At 72.5% G+C, this 15,978-nt stretch carries 17 protein-coding genes; 11 read left to right on the top strand and 6 right to left on the bottom strand.

Features of this window, described 5'->3' with window-relative positions; genetic code table 11:
- Positions 1-68: 68 nt before the first annotated feature.
- The 6 genes from QTQ03_RS14055 (at position 69) to nudC (ending at position 6,017) form a co-directional block, all read left to right on the top strand.
- Complete coding sequence (locus QTQ03_RS14055) at positions 69-272, top strand: cold-shock protein (protein WP_289278417.1); 204 nt, start codon at positions 69-71, stop codon at positions 270-272.
- A gap of 213 nt (positions 273-485) precedes the next feature.
- Positions 486-1,817 carry a DEAD/DEAH box helicase gene (locus QTQ03_RS14050; RefSeq protein WP_289278416.1) on the top strand — a complete coding sequence of 444 codons (1,332 nt, stop codon included), beginning with the start codon at positions 486-488 and terminating at the stop codon, positions 1,815-1,817.
- Between the two features lie 195 nt (positions 1,818-2,012).
- On the top strand, positions 2,013-2,201 hold the full coding sequence (locus QTQ03_RS14045; RefSeq protein WP_289278415.1) for a hypothetical protein: 189 nt from the start codon (positions 2,013-2,015) through the stop codon (positions 2,199-2,201).
- A gap of 94 nt (positions 2,202-2,295) precedes the next feature.
- Positions 2,296-3,606 (top strand): M16 family metallopeptidase, encoded by a 1,311-nt coding sequence (locus tag QTQ03_RS14040; protein WP_289278414.1) that lies wholly within the window; start codon positions 2,296-2,298, stop codon positions 3,604-3,606.
- A gap of 126 nt (positions 3,607-3,732) precedes the next feature.
- Positions 3,733-5,079 carry a M16 family metallopeptidase gene (locus QTQ03_RS14035; RefSeq protein ID WP_502889861.1) on the top strand — a complete coding sequence of 449 codons (1,347 nt, stop codon included), beginning with the start codon at positions 3,733-3,735 and terminating at the stop codon, positions 5,077-5,079.
- Positions 5,076-6,017: an NAD(+) diphosphatase gene (nudC, locus tag QTQ03_RS14030; protein WP_289278413.1), complete on the top strand. Its 942-nt coding sequence runs from the start codon at positions 5,076-5,078 to the stop codon at positions 6,015-6,017. Before QTQ03_RS14035 ends, nudC begins: the two co-directional genes overlap by 4 nt.
- A gap of 259 nt (positions 6,018-6,276) precedes the next feature.
- On the opposite strand, the gene QTQ03_RS14025 is transcribed toward nudC, so the two are convergent.
- The 3 genes from QTQ03_RS14025 to QTQ03_RS14015 form a co-directional block, all read right to left on the bottom strand.
- Positions 6,277-6,552: a hypothetical protein gene (locus QTQ03_RS14025; RefSeq protein WP_289280826.1), complete on the bottom strand. Its 276-nt coding sequence runs from the start codon at positions 6,550-6,552 to the stop codon at positions 6,277-6,279.
- Positions 6,553-6,755: 203 nt separating this feature from the next.
- A complete protein-coding gene (locus QTQ03_RS14020) occupies positions 6,756-6,992 on the bottom strand; it encodes a DUF397 domain-containing protein (RefSeq protein ID WP_289278412.1) in 237 nt (78 codons plus the stop codon).
- Positions 6,993-7,109: 117 nt separating this feature from the next.
- The gene (locus tag QTQ03_RS14015) at positions 7,110-8,090 is read right to left on the bottom strand and encodes a helix-turn-helix domain-containing protein (RefSeq protein ID WP_289278411.1); all 981 of its coding nucleotides are present in this window, start codon (positions 8,088-8,090) and stop codon (positions 7,110-7,112) included.
- Between the two features lie 162 nt (positions 8,091-8,252).
- Here QTQ03_RS14015 and QTQ03_RS14010 point away from each other — a divergent pair, with 162 nt between their 5' ends.
- Positions 8,253-9,521 carry an MFS transporter gene (locus QTQ03_RS14010; RefSeq protein ID WP_289278410.1) on the top strand — a complete coding sequence of 423 codons (1,269 nt, stop codon included), beginning with the start codon at positions 8,253-8,255 and terminating at the stop codon, positions 9,519-9,521.
- A gap of 75 nt (positions 9,522-9,596) precedes the next feature.
- Here the strand turns inward: QTQ03_RS14010 and QTQ03_RS14005 are convergent, their stop codons facing one another.
- Positions 9,597-9,839: a mycoredoxin gene (locus QTQ03_RS14005; RefSeq protein ID WP_289278409.1), complete on the bottom strand. Its 243-nt coding sequence runs from the start codon at positions 9,837-9,839 to the stop codon at positions 9,597-9,599.
- Between the two features lie 135 nt (positions 9,840-9,974).
- Between QTQ03_RS14005 and QTQ03_RS14000 the strand changes: the two genes are divergently transcribed.
- The 4 genes from QTQ03_RS14000 (at position 9,975) to QTQ03_RS13985 (ending at position 13,287) form a co-directional block, all read left to right on the top strand.
- Complete coding sequence (locus tag QTQ03_RS14000) at positions 9,975-12,185, top strand: ATP-dependent DNA helicase UvrD2 (RefSeq protein WP_289278408.1); 2,211 nt, start codon at positions 9,975-9,977, stop codon at positions 12,183-12,185.
- Positions 12,186-12,306: 121 nt separating this feature from the next.
- Positions 12,307-12,555 (top strand): hypothetical protein, encoded by a 249-nt coding sequence (locus tag QTQ03_RS13995; RefSeq protein ID WP_289278407.1) that lies wholly within the window; start codon positions 12,307-12,309, stop codon positions 12,553-12,555.
- Between the two features lie 130 nt (positions 12,556-12,685).
- On the top strand, positions 12,686-13,048 hold the full coding sequence (locus QTQ03_RS13990) for a WhiB family transcriptional regulator (RefSeq protein ID WP_289278406.1): 363 nt from the start codon (positions 12,686-12,688) through the stop codon (positions 13,046-13,048).
- 62 nt (positions 13,049-13,110) lie between these two features.
- Positions 13,111-13,287: a hypothetical protein gene (locus QTQ03_RS13985; protein ID WP_289278405.1), complete on the top strand. Its 177-nt coding sequence runs from the start codon at positions 13,111-13,113 to the stop codon at positions 13,285-13,287.
- A gap of 97 nt (positions 13,288-13,384) precedes the next feature.
- Here QTQ03_RS13985 and QTQ03_RS13980 read toward each other — a convergent pair whose 3' ends face one another.
- Both QTQ03_RS13980 and QTQ03_RS13975 read right to left on the bottom strand, forming a co-directional pair.
- Entirely contained in the window at positions 13,385-14,731 is a 1,347-nt protein-coding gene (locus QTQ03_RS13980) for an ABC1 kinase family protein (RefSeq protein ID WP_289278404.1), read from the bottom strand.
- Positions 14,732-14,741: 10 nt separating this feature from the next.
- On the bottom strand, positions 14,742-15,884 hold the full coding sequence (locus tag QTQ03_RS13975) for a hypothetical protein (RefSeq protein WP_289278403.1): 1,143 nt from the start codon (positions 15,882-15,884) through the stop codon (positions 14,742-14,744).
- Positions 15,885-15,978: the final 94 nt, after the last annotated feature.

Raw genomic sequence — 15,978 nt, 5'->3', positions numbered from 1 at the left:
TCCGCGCGGTCCGTATCTCTTCGGGCCCGCAACAGGTGCGGGCCCGACGTTCCGTCAAGGAGACGAACATGGCTATCGGCACCGTCAAGTGGTTCAACGCTGACAAGGGCTTCGGCTTCATCACCCCGGACGGCGGCGGGGCCGACGTCTTCGCCCACTTCTCGGCCATCCAGACGTCCGGCTACCGGAGCCTGGACGAGAACCAGCGGGTCGAGTTCGACGTGACCCAGGGCCAGAAGGGCCCGCAGGCGGAGAACATCCGCCCGCTCTGATCCCCGGATCGCGCACCATCCACCGCGCCCTCCGGGCGCGGTGGCGGGACCGGCCCGCCCCGCCGTCGACCTGATTACCAGGCGGCGACGCGGCGGTGGGCCGGGCCCGTACCCCTCGGTTCGTGCTTGTGAGTTCCCGGCGGACGGGTCCGCCGGTCGATAAGCGCCGTCCGGCGCACTTCCTCGACACGTGCCGCGTCGAGGAAGGCTCATATGATCACTGTCACCCCGTCGTTCGCCCACACCGGGCTGGCCCCGGCGCTCGTCGCCGAGCTGGCCGCCCAGGGCATCACCGCCCCGTTTCCGATCCAGGCGGCCACGCTGCCGGACTCACTCGCCGGCCGGGACGTGCTCGGTCGTGGCCGAACCGGCTCCGGTAAGACCCTGGCCTTCGGGCTTCCTGTTCTCTCCCGCACCGCCGGCCGCCGGGCCCGGCCGGGACGTCCGCTCGCCCTGCTCCTGGTGCCCACCCGTGAGCTGGCCCAGCAGGTGACCGAGGCCCTCGACCCGTACGCCCGCGCGGTCGGGCTGCGCTGCGCCACCGTGGTCGGTGGGCTGTCGCTGAACCGGCAGGCGCAGACGCTGCGGGCCGGCGCCGAACTGGTCGTGGCCACCCCCGGTCGGCTGCACGACCTGATCGACCGGGGGGACGTCCGGCTCGACCAGGTCGGCGTAACCGTCCTCGACGAGGCCGACCAGATGGCCGACATGGGGTTCCTGCCACAGGTCACCCGGCTGCTGGAGCAGGTCGCCCCGGGCGGTCAGCGGATGCTCTTCTCGGCCACCTTGGACGGCGGCGTGGACCGGCTGGTCCGCCGGTTCCTCACCGACCCGGTCACCCACTCGGTGGACCCGGGCACCGCCACCGTCACTGCGATGACCCATCACGTCCTGCACATCGAGGCCGCGGACAAGCCGGCCGCGTTGAGCTGGATCGCGGCCCGGGAGGGCCGGACCATCCTGTTCATGGGCACCAAGTACCGTGCCGACCGGGTCGCCCGGCAGCTGCTCGCCAAGGGCGTACGCGCGGCGGCGCTGCACGGCGGCAAGTCGCAGCCGCAGCGCACCCGGATCCTGGAGCAGTTCCGCACCGGGCAGGTGACCGCGTTGGTCGCCACGGACGTCGCCGCCCGGGGCATCCATGTGGACGGGCTGGACCTGGTGGTCAACGTGGACCCGCCGACGGAGGCGAAGGACTACCTGCACAGGGGCGGCCGGACCGCCCGGGCGGGGGAGTCCGGCACCGTGGTCACGTTGGTCCTGCCCGAGCAGCGGCGGGACGTGTCCCGCCTGATGGCGACGGCGGGGATCCGCCCGCAGGCCACCCGGGTACGTCCCGGTGACCCGGAACTGGTCCGGGTCACCGGCGCCCGGGAGCCGTCCGGTGTACCGGTGACGATCGCACCGCCGCCGACCGCGCAGGCGTCCCGCCCGAGCGGTGCCGGCAGTCGGGAGGCCGCGGGTCGGTCCGGCGGCACCGACGGCCGGATGGGACACCGGTCCTCGGGCCGCCCGCGCCGGGGGCGGCGTCCGCGGGCCACCTGACCGGGCCGGGCCCGTGGCTGCGGCCGGTCTCCTGGTCGCTGGATCGCTTGTCGGCTGACCACCCACCACTCGACGGGTGGACTCAGTCGGCAATCGGCACCTGGTGGGTCCGATGGACGACTGCGCGGGGCCCGCGTCCGCGGGAGGCTGTCCGGGGACAGCGCCGGGCCGACCGCCCGGCGTGGGAGGGCAGCCATGACGGGGGACACCGGCTCGGGTGCGGTGCGGGAACTGCTGCTGGTCGTGGCGCTGGCCACCGCCGGAGTGCTGCTCGCCGTGGTCGCGGCTTTCACCCCGTGGCACGCCGCGCCAGGTGGGGCCGCTCCAGTCGCGCCGGTGGAACTGCGCAGCCCGGATGGCGGATCCGCCTCGACCGAGAGCTGAGCACGACCGCGTCGCCGTGGGCGCCGCTCGCCGGGCGGCGCCCGGTGCCGGTAGGTCGTCGTTGCGTGGGGTGTCGACGCGCTAGGGTCGAGCCGTGCCGGCGCGCAGAACGAAGATCCCAGCGACGAGGTATCCCGTCGAGCGGTTCACCCTCGACAACGGCCTGCGGGTGGTGCTGACACCCGACCGCAGTGCCCCGGTGATCGGGGTGGCGGTCGTCTACGACGTCGGCATCCGTTCCGAGCCGGAGGGGCGCACCGGCTTCGCTCATCTCTTCGAGCATCTGATGTTCCAGGGCTCGGAGAACCTGCCGAAGCTGGCGCACTTCCGGCACGTCCAGGGCGCCGGTGGCACCTTCAACGGCTCCACCCACCTTGACTACACGGACTATTTCGAGACGTTGCCGAGCAACGCACTGGAACGGGCGCTGTTCCTCGAGGCCGACCGAATGCGCGGCCCCCGGCTGACCGAGGAGAACCTCCGCAACCAGGTCGACGTGGTCAAGGAGGAGATCCGGGTCAACGTGCTCAACCGGCCCTACGGTGGGTTCCCCTGGCTGACCCTGCCGCCGGTCATGTTCGAAACGTTTCCCAACGCCCACGACGGCTACGGATCCTTCGGCGACCTGGAGTCGGCGGCTGTCGAGGATGCGGCCGACTTCTTCCAGCACTACTACGCCAGTGGCAACGCGGTGCTGGCGGTCAGCGGGGACATCGACGTCGCGGAGGCGCTGGCGCTGATCGAGCGACACTTCGGCGACGTGCCGGCCCGCCCCGCGCCCGGTCGGCCGCAATTCGACGAGCCGGACCTGACCGCGGAACGGCGGACGTCGTACACCGACCGGCTGGCCCCGCTGCCGGCGGTCGCCTCGGCGTGGCGGGTGCCCGATCCGGTCGGCGACTTCGCCGGCTATCTGCCGTACGTGGTGCTCGCCGAGGTGCTCACCGACGGTGACGCGTCCCGGCTGGTGGAACGGCTGGTCCAGCGGGACCGGACGGTGACGAGCGTCGGCGGTTACCTCGGCTTCATGGGCGACCCGTTCGACGTCCGCGACCCGACGGCCTTCCTGCTCCAGGCGCACCTGCCTCCCGGCGGCGGCGTGGACAAGGTGCTGCGCACCGTGGACGAGGAGCTGGACCGGCTGGCCACCGACGGACTGGCCGACGGCGAGCTGGCCCGTACCCAGGCCCGAATGGCCACCCACCTGCTGCGCGACACCGACGCGGTGCTCGGGCGGGCGCTGCGGATGGCCGTCCTCGAGCAGCAACGCGGCGAGCCGGGGCTGCTCAACGAGTTACCCCGGCTGGTCGGCGAGGTCACCGCGGAACAGATCCGTGCCGCCGCCGCCACCCTGCGGCCGGAGCGCCGCGCGTCCATCGAGGTCGTGGCCGGAGGTGCTCGGTGAGCGTGAGGAGTGAGCCGGGTTTGCGAGCCCCGCAGTCGCGATCGGGAGGGGAGGCTCGGTGAGCGTGAGGAGTGAGCCGGGTTTGCGAGCCCCGCAGTCGCGATCGGGAGGGGAGGCTCGGTGAGCGTGAGGAGTGAGCCGGGTTTGGTCGCGCCGCACACCCTGCCGCCGCTCGGCCCCACCCGCAGGCTCAGGCTGCCGAAGCAGGCCGAGCGCACGCTGGCCAACGGGCTCACCGTGATCGCCGTACGCCGGCCGGCGGTGCCCCTGGTCGAGCTGCGGCTCGGGATGCCGTTTGGGCGGGTGCACCTGGCCCGGGGCGCGATGCTCGCGCAGACGATGCTCTCCGGCACGGAGACGATGGACGCCGTGCGGATCGCCGCCGAGTTGCAGAAGGTCGGCGGCGGGCTGTCTGCCGGGATCGACCCGGACCGGCTGATGCTCTCCGGCGCCGGGCTGGTCACCGGCCTGGACCGGATGCTGGAGATCCTGGCCGACGTGTTGACCGGGGCGACATACCCGGCCGACGATGTCGCGACCGAGCGGGACCGGCTGGTCGACCGGATCCAGGTGGCGCAGAGCCAGCCCGCCCACTTGGCCCGCACCGCACTGCTCAAGCGGATCTACGGACGGCACCCGTACGCGGTGCAGACCCCCGAGCCGGAGCAGGTCCGGGCGGTGCGGCCGGGGGTGCTGCGCAGTCTGCACGCGCAGCGGGTGCATCCGGCCGGCGCGGTTCTCGCACTGGTCGGGGACATCCAGCCGGATCGGGCGCTGGACGCGGCCGAGAAGGCGCTCGCCGGCTGGAACGGCGGGGGCCGCGCCGTCGAGTTGCCCCGTACGCCGCCGCTGGAGCCGGGGCCGCTGCTGCTCGTCGACCGTCCCGGCTCGGTGCAGTCCTCGCTACGTGTGGCTCTGCCGGCGGTGCCGCGTACCCATCCCGACCACGCCGCGCTGCAACTGGCCAACCTGGTCTTTGGCGGATACTTCTCGTCCCGGTGGGTGGAGAACATCCGTGAGGACAAGGGTTACACGTATGGGCCGCACTCGTTGGTCGAGCACTCGGTGGCCGGGTCGGTGCTGGTCGCCGCCGCCGAGGTGGCCACCGAGGTGACCGGGCCGGCGCTGCTGGAAACCACGTACGAGCTGGGTCGGCTGGCCTCCGTCGCGCCGCGGGAGGAGGAGTTGGAGCAGGCTCGCCAGTATGCCCTCGGCACGCTCCAGCTCGGCATGTCCACCCAGGCTGGGCTGGCGTCGTTGACCAGTGCGTACGCCGGCAGCGGCCTGCGCCTGGACTTCCTCGCCGAGCATGCGGCGCGGCTGGCGAGGGCAACGGTATCCGATGTCGCCGACGCGGCGGCTCTGTACCTCGCCCCGGCGCGGGCGGTCACCGTTGTCCTGGGTGACGCCGAGCGGGTCGTCCCGCAGCTGGCGGTGCTCACCTCGGTCATCACCTCCCCGGCGCTGTCGTGACCGGGGAGCCGGCACCGTTGGCTCGCTCCACTCTGGACCGAGCGGCGCACCGCCGTACCGATCTGGGCTGGCTGGCCGAGGCGTGGGGCCGGGCCCGGGTGCTGGTGCTGGACAGCGCTGCCGAGGGTCGGGGGCTGCTGCGGATCGACGCCGTCCCGCCGGCGCTGGCGCTGATCGGCCCGGGTGAGGTGCCGGTGGAGGCTGTGGCCCGCGCGATGTTCCTCGGCGTTGAGCCGGACGGCGTACCGGTGTTCCTCGTGGACGCGCCGTTGCCGGCGCTGCCCGGCACCCGTCCGGCACACCTGCGCGAGGTGGGCCACCTGCTCGGCGACCGGGACGCCGGCCTGTTCACCACCGGCCTGGCTCTGCTCAACTGGCATCAACGGCACGCCTACTCACCGGTCACCGGTCACCCCACCCGGATGGACGAGGGCGGCTGGTCCCGCGTCGACGAGGGTGGCGAGCGGGTCTGGCCGCGCACCGACCCTGCGATGATCGTGTTGGTGCACGACCGCGTGCCTGGCCTCGACGGGCGGTGCCTGCTCGGCAACAACGCTGCCTGGCCGGGTGTCCCGGGCGGGCGACGCTTCTCCTGCCTGGCCGGGTACGTCGAGCCGGGTGAGTCGGCCGAGGCGGCCGTGCTGCGCGAGGTTCGCGAGGAGGTGGGTGTCGCGGTCACCGACATCGCGTACGCGGGTAGCCAGGCCTGGCCGTTCCCCGGCACGTTGATGTTGGGGTTCCTCGCGACGGCCGACCCGCGACATCCGCTCCACCTTGACCCGGCGGAGATCGCGTACGCCCGCTGGTTCACCCGGGCCGAGATCGGTGCGGCGTCCGCCGGGCGGACGGTCGACGTCGACGGCGGACGGTTGGTCCTGCCCTCACCGTCGTCGATCGCTCTTTCTTTGATCCACCGCTGGCTCGACGGCCACTGTTGACCGGTTCGCGGTGGGGGCGCGGTGGCCGCTGGGCGGTCCACGGCGGACCGTCGGCCATCACGGTCCGGCGCTCCGCCGGTGTGTCGGGCGGGCGGAGCGCGCTCGGGTGGCTTTGTCGCCGGTTTCCGACCCGAGCGCGCGGTCCGGCCCGTGACCGACGTTGCCGCGACGGTCACGGGCCGGGAACCCGAGCCGTCGTGGCCGACTGGAACAAGAAGCCCGGCGAGGGAGCCGAGCCGGCCACGACGGACGTCTCCGGTCAGCCGCCCGGGTCGTCCGTCCAGCCGGGCCAGTACGATGCCGGTTCGTCGAGCGGGAGCACCTTGACCCGCTGCCGGCCGGCGCGGACCGCGCCGACCGAGGCGAGGGCCCGGGCCAGCACCAAGGCGGCGTCCCGGTCCTCGGCGTGGACGATCTGTCGACGTGGTTCGGGTGAGACGGTCTCGTCGCGCAGCTGGCTGTCGCCGGCCCAGGCGGCGGCGATGTCCACGTCGGCTGCCGCGCGGACGTCGGTGCGAACGATCAGGAACCGCATGTCGGTCTCCGGATGTGCCGCGACGACGGGAACCGGGTGGAAGTTCCACGTCACTCACCGGCCATGTTACGCCCCGTAGCTGCCCTAGCAAGTGAACCGCGACCATCGGTCGGGGAGCCCAGCCGATCAGGGGAGGCCGCCGGTCCGGTCCGACACGCCTCGGGGCCGCCGGCACGACACCGGCGGCCCCGAGCGGACGACGATCAGACCCGGTCGAACCGACCGTTCTTGGTTCCGGCCAGGAAGCCCAGCCATCCAGCCTGGTCGAACAGTAGGATCGGACCGCCGCGGTCCTTACTGTCTCGGATGGCCACCGCGGCCGGGTCGGTCGGCAGCGGCGCCACCTCGACGCAGTTCGAGGTCTGGCTCCGCGTGCTCTTGCGCCAGGGGATCTCAGCCAGCCGGGCGAGGGCGGACGTTGTGTTGCGGATCTCGTTCATGGTTTCACTCCTGTGGTGAACCGACCGACGGAACGAGTGGCGCCGCACGACCTGACGGCGGGGTGCTTTCAGGACGGGTGCCCGGATCTTCGACGTGACCCGGGAGCACTGCCCGATTCACCTTTCCGTCAGGTGCCCGGGGTGCCGGCGGCGTTGGGCCGGCGCCGTTGCCGGCCCGTACGCCGCCATGGGCGGGGTCACCGCGTCGGGCAGCCGGCCCGTGGCCTGGATCAGCCAGGAGAGGGAGTCCGATGCGGAGAGCGCCGTCGTGCATAACCACTCGAACACCACTTTATAGCGATTTAGTGCTTTTACCTCTGTCGACATGACGTTGAGGAAGCCGCCCTCGATCGCCAGCGTCTCCGGGTCCTGCGGGTCGGCGAAACGGTAGAGAGAGAACGCGGTCGGCGGTAGGTACCAGTCGCCGAGCCGGGTGTCCCGGGGCAGCACGTGGAGCATGACGTTCGGCAGCATGGCCAGCTCACAGAGCTGGATGAGCTGCTCACGTAGCACGTCGGGTGGGCCAGCCCGTCCGACGAGCGCCGGCTCCTCGAGCACGGCCGTGTAGCGGGGCGCGTCCGGTGCCCGGGTGAGCAGCGACTGACGGGCCAGCCGGGCGCGTACCTCGGTGTCGACGTCTTCGGTCGCCTCCGGCTCCCCGGCCGCCTGGTCGACCTCGCGCGCCGAGGCGATCCGGACCCTCGCGTACCCGGGCGTCTGGAGCAACCCCGGCACCAACACCGGGTTGTACTCGGAGATCTCCACGCAGCCCGCCTCCAGCTCGGCGAAGCCGCGTTGCTGCTGGGTCATCACCGGGTAGTTCCGCAGCCAGCCGCGCATGTCGCCGGCCTCCTGGGTGATGGTCAGCAGGTCGTCGCGCTGTCCCGGGTCGGCCCGGTAGAGGTCGAGCAGGTCGCGGACGTCCTGCGGGTCCGGCCGGCTGCGGCCGTTCTCCAGCCGGGAGAGCTTCGACGCGGAGGCCCAACCGATCCGCTCGATGACCTGGTCACCGGTGAGACCCGCGGTCTCGCGCAGCCGGCGCAGCTCGGTGCCCAGCCTGCGCCGTCGCAGGATGGGACTGGGTGCGGCAGGAGGCACGATGTCCTCTTTTCCGTAGACCGCCGTGGACGCGACGGCAACTGTATGAAATTCGCCCCCCACCGTCAGTATGGACGGCGCGATCGGCGACGGAGGTTCCGGCCGGGGGCGTGTCTCGTCGGAAAGCCGGCACGCCACCCCACCACCCTCGACGGAGGACACATGCGCACTGTCCTGCGCCGCCCGGACTTCCGGCTGCTCTTCGGCGGTCTGCTGGCCAGCATGGCGGCCGAGTCGATCCTGCTGCTCGCGCTCGCCGTGTGGGTGAAGGAGCTGACCGGGTCGGACGGACTGGCCGGCGCCACCATCTTCGCGATCATCGCGCCGATGACGGTGGCGCCGCTGGTCGGCTGGTTCGTCGACCGGGTGCGCCGCAGGCCCTTCTTCATCGCCGCGAACCTGGTCACCGCGGTGCTGCTCACCCCGCTGTTCGCGGTCCGGGACCGGGCCGACGTCTGGATCATCTACCTGGTGTCAGTCCTCTACGGGCTGGCGTACATCACGCTCAGCGCCCTGCTCAGCGGCCTGATCCGGCAGCTGGTGCCGGCGGATCTGCTCGCCGACGCGAACGGCGTGCTGCAGACCGTACGTCAGGGGCTGCGGCTCGTCGGCCCACTGGCCGGAGCCGGCCTCTACGCCGCCGCCGGCGGGTGGCTGCTGACCGGAGTCGCGATGGCCGGATTCCTGACCGCCGCCGCGGTGGTGGGACTGCTGCGGGTCGACGAGACCCAGCGGCCGCGGCGACAGCCACGCTGGTCGACCGAGCTGGTCGCTGGCCTGCGGCACCTGGCCGCCGAGCCGGCGCTGCACCGGGCGTTGCTCGGCTACGGCCTCGGCTCGCTGGTGATGGGTTTCAGTGAGTCGCTGATCTTCGCGTATGTCGACCAGGGGCTCCGCCGCGACGCCGCGTTCGTCGGTGTGCTGGTGACCGTGCAGGGAGTCGGCGGACTGGTCGGCGGGCTCCTGTCACCGGCCGTCGTCCGCCGGGTCGGTGAGGTGGGCACGCTCGCCACGGGGGTGGCACTCTTCGGGCCGGCCGCACTGGCGTTGGCGTACCCGAACCTGTGGCTGGGCTTCGGCGCGGTGCTGCTGGCCGGAGTGTCGCTGCCGCTGACCATGGTCGGGCTGCACACGCTGATCCAGCGACGCACCCCGCCGGGTCTCATCGGCCGCGTCGCCGCCGCCTCCGAGGCGGTGGTCAGCGGGCCGCAGGCGTTCTCGATCGGCGCGGGAGCGCTGCTCGTCGGTGTCCTCGACTACCGCCTGCTCTTCGTGGCGGTCGGTCTGGCCACCCTGCTCGCCAGCGCCTACCTCTGGCATGGCCGCACCCTGACCCCGCCGGCCGGTGCCCGCCCGCCGGTCCCGCTGCCGTCCCCGAGGCGACCGGTCGATCATGACGTCGTCGCCGTCCGCCGGCGGCCGGGGCGATGAGCAGAGGGGTGGACCGGGCCGGAGGCGGCAGCGGCCGGCCCGGGAAGAGGGACCGGCCGCTCGTCGGCTGTGCGGTCAGACGGCCAGCTGCGCCAGGTGTTGCTTGACCTGCTTGATCGACGGGTTGGTCAGTGCGCTGCCGTCGGCGAAGCGCAGGGTCGGGACCGTCTGGTTGCCGCCGTTGACACTCATCACGAAATCCGCGGCCTGCGGGTCGCGCTCGATGTCGACCACCTCGTAGCCGATGCCCTCCCGGTCCAACTGCGACCTCAACCGGTGGCAGTAGCCGCACCACGAGGTGGAATACATGGTCAGCATCGTCAGGTCCTCCAACGGTACGGGGCGCGGCTTGCCGATCAAGCCGAGGTTGCCAGGTCATGCCTACCGCAAAATCGACACTCGGGAGGCATGCCCCCGGTGCAACGTCCGACCAGGCTGAGACAATTCCGGGCTGTGGTGGTTCACTCAGCATCCGAGCGCACGCTCGCCGGGCTCGACCCGGAGCAGCGGTCGGCGGTGACCGCCCCGGCCGGACCGGTCTGCATCCTGGCCGGTGCCGGCACCGGGAAAACCCGGGCAGTCACCTCGCGGATCGCCTACCGGGCGCTGACCGGCGAGATCTCCGCCCGGCACGTGCTCGCGGTCACCTTCACCGCCCGGGCCGCAGCCGAGATGCGCAGCCGGCTCACCGTGCTCGGGGTGCCCGGCGTGCAGGCGCGGACGTTCCACGCGGCGGCCCTGCGTCAGGTGCGGTACTTCGCGCCTCGGCTGCTCGACGGCCGGGCGGTGCCCGAACTGGTGGACAGCAAGGTCCGGTTGGTCGCCCTCGCCGCGGCGAAGGTCGGGCTGCGCGCCGATCGGGCGGGTGCCCGGGACCTCGCCGGTGAGATCGAGTGGGCCAAGTCGTCGCTGGTCGAGCCCGCGGAGTACGTCGTGGCGGCGGCGAAGGCGCTGCGCGACACGCCGTACGAGCCAGCGAGGGTCGCAGCCGTCTTCGCCGCGTACGAGAAGGCAAAGCGGTCCGGTGGGGTGATCGACTTCGAGGACATGCTGCGGGCCGCGGTCTGGGGGATCGAAGAGCACCCCGACGTGGCCGAGCAGGTCCGCGCCCAGTATCGGCACTTCGTCGTCGACGAGTACCAGGACGTCAACCCCCTCCAACAGCGGCTGCTGGAGGCGTGGCTGGGGGGGCGGGACGACCTGACCGTGGTCGGCGACGCCAGCCAGACCATCTACTCGTTCACCGGCGCCACCTCGTCGTACCTGGTCGACTTTCCCCGCCGGCACCGTGGTGCGTCGGTGATCCGGCTGGTCCGCGACTACCGTTCCACCCCCCAGGTGGTCGGGCTGGCGAACGCGGTGATCTCGCAGGCCCGGGGCGCCGAGGCCCGGCTGCGGTTGGAGCTGGTCGGCCAGCGTCCGCCCGGGCCGGAGCCGGAGCTGCGGATCTTCACCGACGAGCCGGCCGAGGCGGCGGCGGTCGCCGCCCGCTGCCGCGCCCTGGTCGCCGCCGGCACACCGGCCCGGGAGATCGCCGTGCTGTTTCGCACCAACGCGCAGTCCGAGGCGTACGAGAAGGCGCTCACCGAGGCCGAGGTTCCGTACCAGGTGCAGGGAGCGGAGCGGTTCTTCGAGCGCGCCGAGGTACGGCAGGCGATGGTCGCGTTGCGTGCCGCCACCCGCTCCATCGAGGGCTCCGGGTCTGGGCGCGCCACCAGCGGCGCTGGGCTGGAGCTGCCGCAGCGGGAGACCCCGCTGCCGGAGGTCGTGACCGAGGCGCTCGCCGCGGTGGGTTGGGTGCCCGACAGGCCGCCGGCCGGCGGTGCGGCCCGTGAGCGGTGGGAGGCGCTCGCCGCGCTGGTCCAGCTCGCCGAGGAGTACGCGGCCACGGCGGCGGTGCTGCCGATCGGCCCGGCCGCGTCGGTCGAGCGGCCGGTCACGCTGGTCGACTTCACCGACGAGCTGGCCCGGCGGGCCGCCGCCCAGCACGCGCCGCCGGTCGAGGGAGTCATCCTCGCGTCGCTGCACTCCGCCAAGGGCCTGGAGTGGAACGCTGTGTTCTTGGTCGGGCTCTCCGAGGGCACCCTCCCGACCACCTATGCGAAGACCGTGGAGCAGGTGGAGGAGGAGCGTCGGCTGCTCTATGTGGGGCTTACGCGGGCGCGGGAGTGGCTGTGGCTGTCGTACGCCACGGCCCGCTCGCCGGGTGGTCGGGCGCGGCGGCCCTGCCGATTCCTGCCCCAGCTGAACCGCTCGGGTGGGACCGAGCGGGCCGGCGCCGGCGGAGTCCGGCGCCCGGACCGACGTCGGATCCAGGTCGTCTCCTGCCGGATCTGCGGCACCGCCCTGCTCGCCGGCCCGGACCGCAAGGTGGGCCGCTGCGCCACCTGCCCGTCGGACATCGACGAGGAACTGCACGAGCGGCTGCGCGAGTGGCGCCGCCGGGTTGCCGTTGGTCAGCGGGTGCCGCCCTACGTGGTCTTCACCGACGCGACCCTGGTGGCGCTGGCCGAACGACGGCCCGGCCGGTCGCAGGACCTGACCGCGATCGCCGGAATCGGGCCGCGCAAGCTGGGGCTCTACGGGGAGGCGGTGTTGGCGCTGGTGGCCGGCGCGGCGGTGGACGACGTCTGCCCGGAGAAAACTTTCGGAATCTCGTCGTAAATTCGTTTGCCCTCGCCCCAGGGCGCGGAATAGCCTCATGGCACACCTCGCGAGCGACGGCATTCGGGCTGCTCACGGGCGTGGTCCAGTCGGCACGAGGAACGTCAGGGAGGTGGCACCAATGGAGATCTTCTACATCAATGAGCGTCCGGCGGCGCTGCCCGCTGCCGTTGCTCCGCTGTCGGCCGCCCCTGCCACTGCGCGACCGTGCGTTCCGCAGCTGCACCGGGTCGAGACTCAGGCCGAGCTGATTCTCGCGCCGGCAGTGACTGTGGTCCAGGGGAGCAGTGGCTTCACGGGCAAGGACGTCGATGTCGTCAAGCGGCGCACGGACGTCCGCGGTGTTCCACCTCGAGGTAGACCGGTCTGAACCAGACCACCGGCTCACCTCGAGGCCGCGGAACCCGCACACCGGGATCCGCGGCCTCAGTTTTTTGCCCTGCCGAAGTACGTCGGAATTGCGATCCACAAGATCGAAGTGAGAGAGAGGTGACCGGGCGATGAGTCTGGCGTTGGCCCCGCTCGACATCAGCGTCGAGCTGGAGGCGAACCTGCCCTGCCGGAAGTTCGACCCCGACCTGTGGTTCTCCGACTCGCCCACCGAGCTCGAGCTGGCCAAGTCGCTCTGCGGGGACTGCCCGCTGCGCGTCGAGTGCCTGGCCGGTGCGGTGGAGCGGGCGGAGCCCTGGGGCGTCTGGGGTGGCGAGATCTTCGAGCGTGGCGCGGTCGTCCCGCGCAAGCGGCCCCGGGGCCGTCCACGCAAGGAGGACGTCGCCCGTGACGCCGCGCTCCGGGTCGAGGCCGAGGCGCGCCTGGCGGCCAGTGGGCTGCCCACGCGCGACGCGGTCCGGCTGGCGGCCTGACAACTTCCCGATCCATTCCACCCATCGCCGGTGACCCACCGGCCGCGAGAAAGCTGACGAGGATGCTGCATCTGCCGAACGGAAACGACCTGCAACTACTCAACGAAGCGTTGTCGAGGGCTCGAATGCTCCGGCCTCAGGCCGGTCGCACCACCACGAGCACTGAGGCAACCCGTTCCGCCCGTACCATCGCCATGGCCGCCCGCAGCCGGTCGGCCCGCGAGCTGGGCGTCCTGTAAGGAAGGGGCCTGTCCTTGATGCCTGCGTCGAGGAAGGGCCCATGTCAACACCAGCGCGCCGGGCGCGCCCGGAACCTCCGGGCGCGCCCGGCTACGTTTAGGCGACCGGCGCGAAGCCGGGCAGCCAGCGCTCCAGGATGGCTCGGTACGGTGCCTTCGCCTCCAACTGGCAGAGCACTCCGATCGACCCGAGCGTCACCCGGTGGATCAGCAGGTACGACGGGGGCAGGTTGAGCTGTCGGCTCAGCTGGTAAGCGGGCGAGCGAGGGTTGGCCAGGCGGGTAGCCTCGGCTCGCAGCCAGGCCCGGGTGAACCGGAACTCCTCCTCGGCGACCGGCTCCAGCATCGGTCGGATGAACTCCAGCACGGCGTGGGCGTCGATGGGATCGGTGGCGCTGACGAAGCCCTCCTCGCGTAGCCCGGCCACCACCGCCTCGGCCTCGCCGCGGAGGGCGCGCCCCGCCAGTCGGCCGATCGGCTCGGGGGTGCCTTCCGGCAACCGGGCCACCGCCCCGAAGTCGATCACGCCGAGCCGTCCGTCCGCCAGCAGCCGGAAGTTGCCCGGATGCGGGTCGGCGTGCAGCAGCCCGGCCCGCATCGGGGCGGAGAGGTGCAGTTCGGCCATCAGCCGGCCCGCCTCATCGCGCTGCTCCGCAACGCCGTTCGCGATGATCTGCGACAGGGGTGTCCCCTCGACCCACTCGGTTACCAGAACCCGGGGCGACGCGGCGACCACGGCCGGGATGTAGATCTCGGGGTCGTCGGCGTACGCTGTGGCGAACGCGCGTTGCGACTCGGCCTCCAACTCGTAGTCCAGTTCCTCGGTGATCCGTTCCCGCAGCTCGACCAGGAGCGGCTTGACCTCCAGCCCGGGCTGGACCGCCCGGAACATCCCACCCAGCCGGGAGAGCTGTTTGAGGTCGGCGAGCAGGGCGTCGCCGGCGCCCGGGTACTGAATCTTGACCGCGACCGGGCGGGTCCGTGGCGCGCCCTCGGGCCCGTAGCCTGGTTCCCGCCACAGCGCGTGGTGCACCTGCCCGATGCTGGCGGCGGCGGCCGGTGTGTCGTCGAACTCCACGAACCGGTCCCGCCAGTCCGGGCCGAGTTGCTCGGTGAGCACCTTGTGCACGCTCGCCACGGGCAGCGGCGGCGCGGCCTCCTGGAGCTTGGTCAGCGCCTGCCGGTACGGGGCGGCGACCTCCTCGGGCAGTGCGGCCTCGAAGACCGACAGTGCCTGACCGAACTTCATCGCGCCGCCCTTGAGCTGGCCGAGGACGCTGAAGAGCTGCTCGGCGGTGCGTTGTTGGATCTCCGCGGAGATCACGTCGGAGGCGAGCCCGGTGACGCGCTTTCCCATGCCCAGGACGGTTCGACCGGCGAAGCCGAGCGGCAGAGTGGCGAGCTTGGCGGTCCGGGACACGGCCCGGCGCGGGATGTCGGTCACCCGGTCATTGTTACCGACTCGGCGGGCCCGCGGCTGCCGTGCGGCCGGGCTGGGGTGCCCTTCCGGTGGGCCCGGTCGACGCCGTGCGGGCGGGCGCAGCCCCGGGCCGGGTCCGCCGCGAGCAGACGCAGGACGGGTGCGGCGGCCAGCGGCGGCGTAGCCGACCGGCAACGGTTACCTCGACGCCGCAGCCCAGGGTCTCCGGGACGCCTCCGTCCAGGTGCGCCAGCGCCTCCGCGGTCGCGTACGCCGCGGCGGCGAGCAGCGTCGCCGTCGCGCACGCGGTCTCCGACGCTCCGGTGGCGAGCTGGGCGGCGAGCACCGGCCAGTTGGCGTCGTGGTCGGTCCGGTGCAGGTCGAGGCAGTTCAGGCAGGGCCCGATCGGCGGCCGGACCAGGGGACCGATCACCGGCACGCCCTCCCGGAGGTCGATCAGCAGGTGCGTCTGCCGGCGCTGGGCGTGGGCGGTGGCGACCAGGGCTGCCGGCTGGCCGGTGCCGGCCTGGATCACCAGATCGGCGCGGCTCGGGCGGATCGGGCCGATGGCGGTGCCGGGGGCGCTCCGGGCTAGCGCGGCGCGGACCGCGTCGTCGAGCGGGCGGCCGATGTCGCTGGCCGGGATGCCGGTCCCGACCAGGTCTGCCGGCTGGACCGGACCGGCCAGCTGCGATCGGACGTGGCCGACTCCGGCCTGCGCCAGCGCGAGCGCGATCGGTGCCCCGAGACGGCCGATACCGGCCACGACCACCCGCGCGGCGAGCCGACGGCGCAGCACCTGGGCGGGCGTCCCGGGCAGCCGCGGGCCGGCCAGGGCGAGTGCCCCGGCCTCGGCGGTGAGCCGGGTCCGCGGCGGGCCGGCCAGGTCCCGCGGCATCAGCGTGTGCGCGGGCACGACCAGTCCGGCGGCGCGCAACGTCTCGATCAGGGTACTGGCCTCGTCCCGGCCCACGTCGATCCGAGCTGCGTGTTCCAGGACGTGTCGCTCGCTGTGCGCGCCGTCGAGCAGGTCGAGCAGCCTGGCCGCCCGGGGATTGGCGATCTCCAGGAGGACGGCGCGGCCCGGCTCGACGCCCAGCTGCAGGGTGTGCCGGTCCCGCCAGAGACGGACGAGACCGGGTAGAAGAGTAGGCCGGGGAAGTGCGGTACGGGACATGGTCACGAATAGTGATCGAAACCGTGCTGTCCGTGGGCCGTTGTCCACAGATGTGCACAGCCCTGTTCAGGGTCGTCCACAGGAAATCGCGAGT

It is taken from the genome of Micromonospora sp. WMMA1363 (genome assembly GCF_030345795.1).
GTDB lineage: Bacteria > Actinomycetota > Actinomycetes > Mycobacteriales > Micromonosporaceae > Micromonospora.
This window is presented reverse-complemented; position numbering and strand designations above follow the sequence as displayed.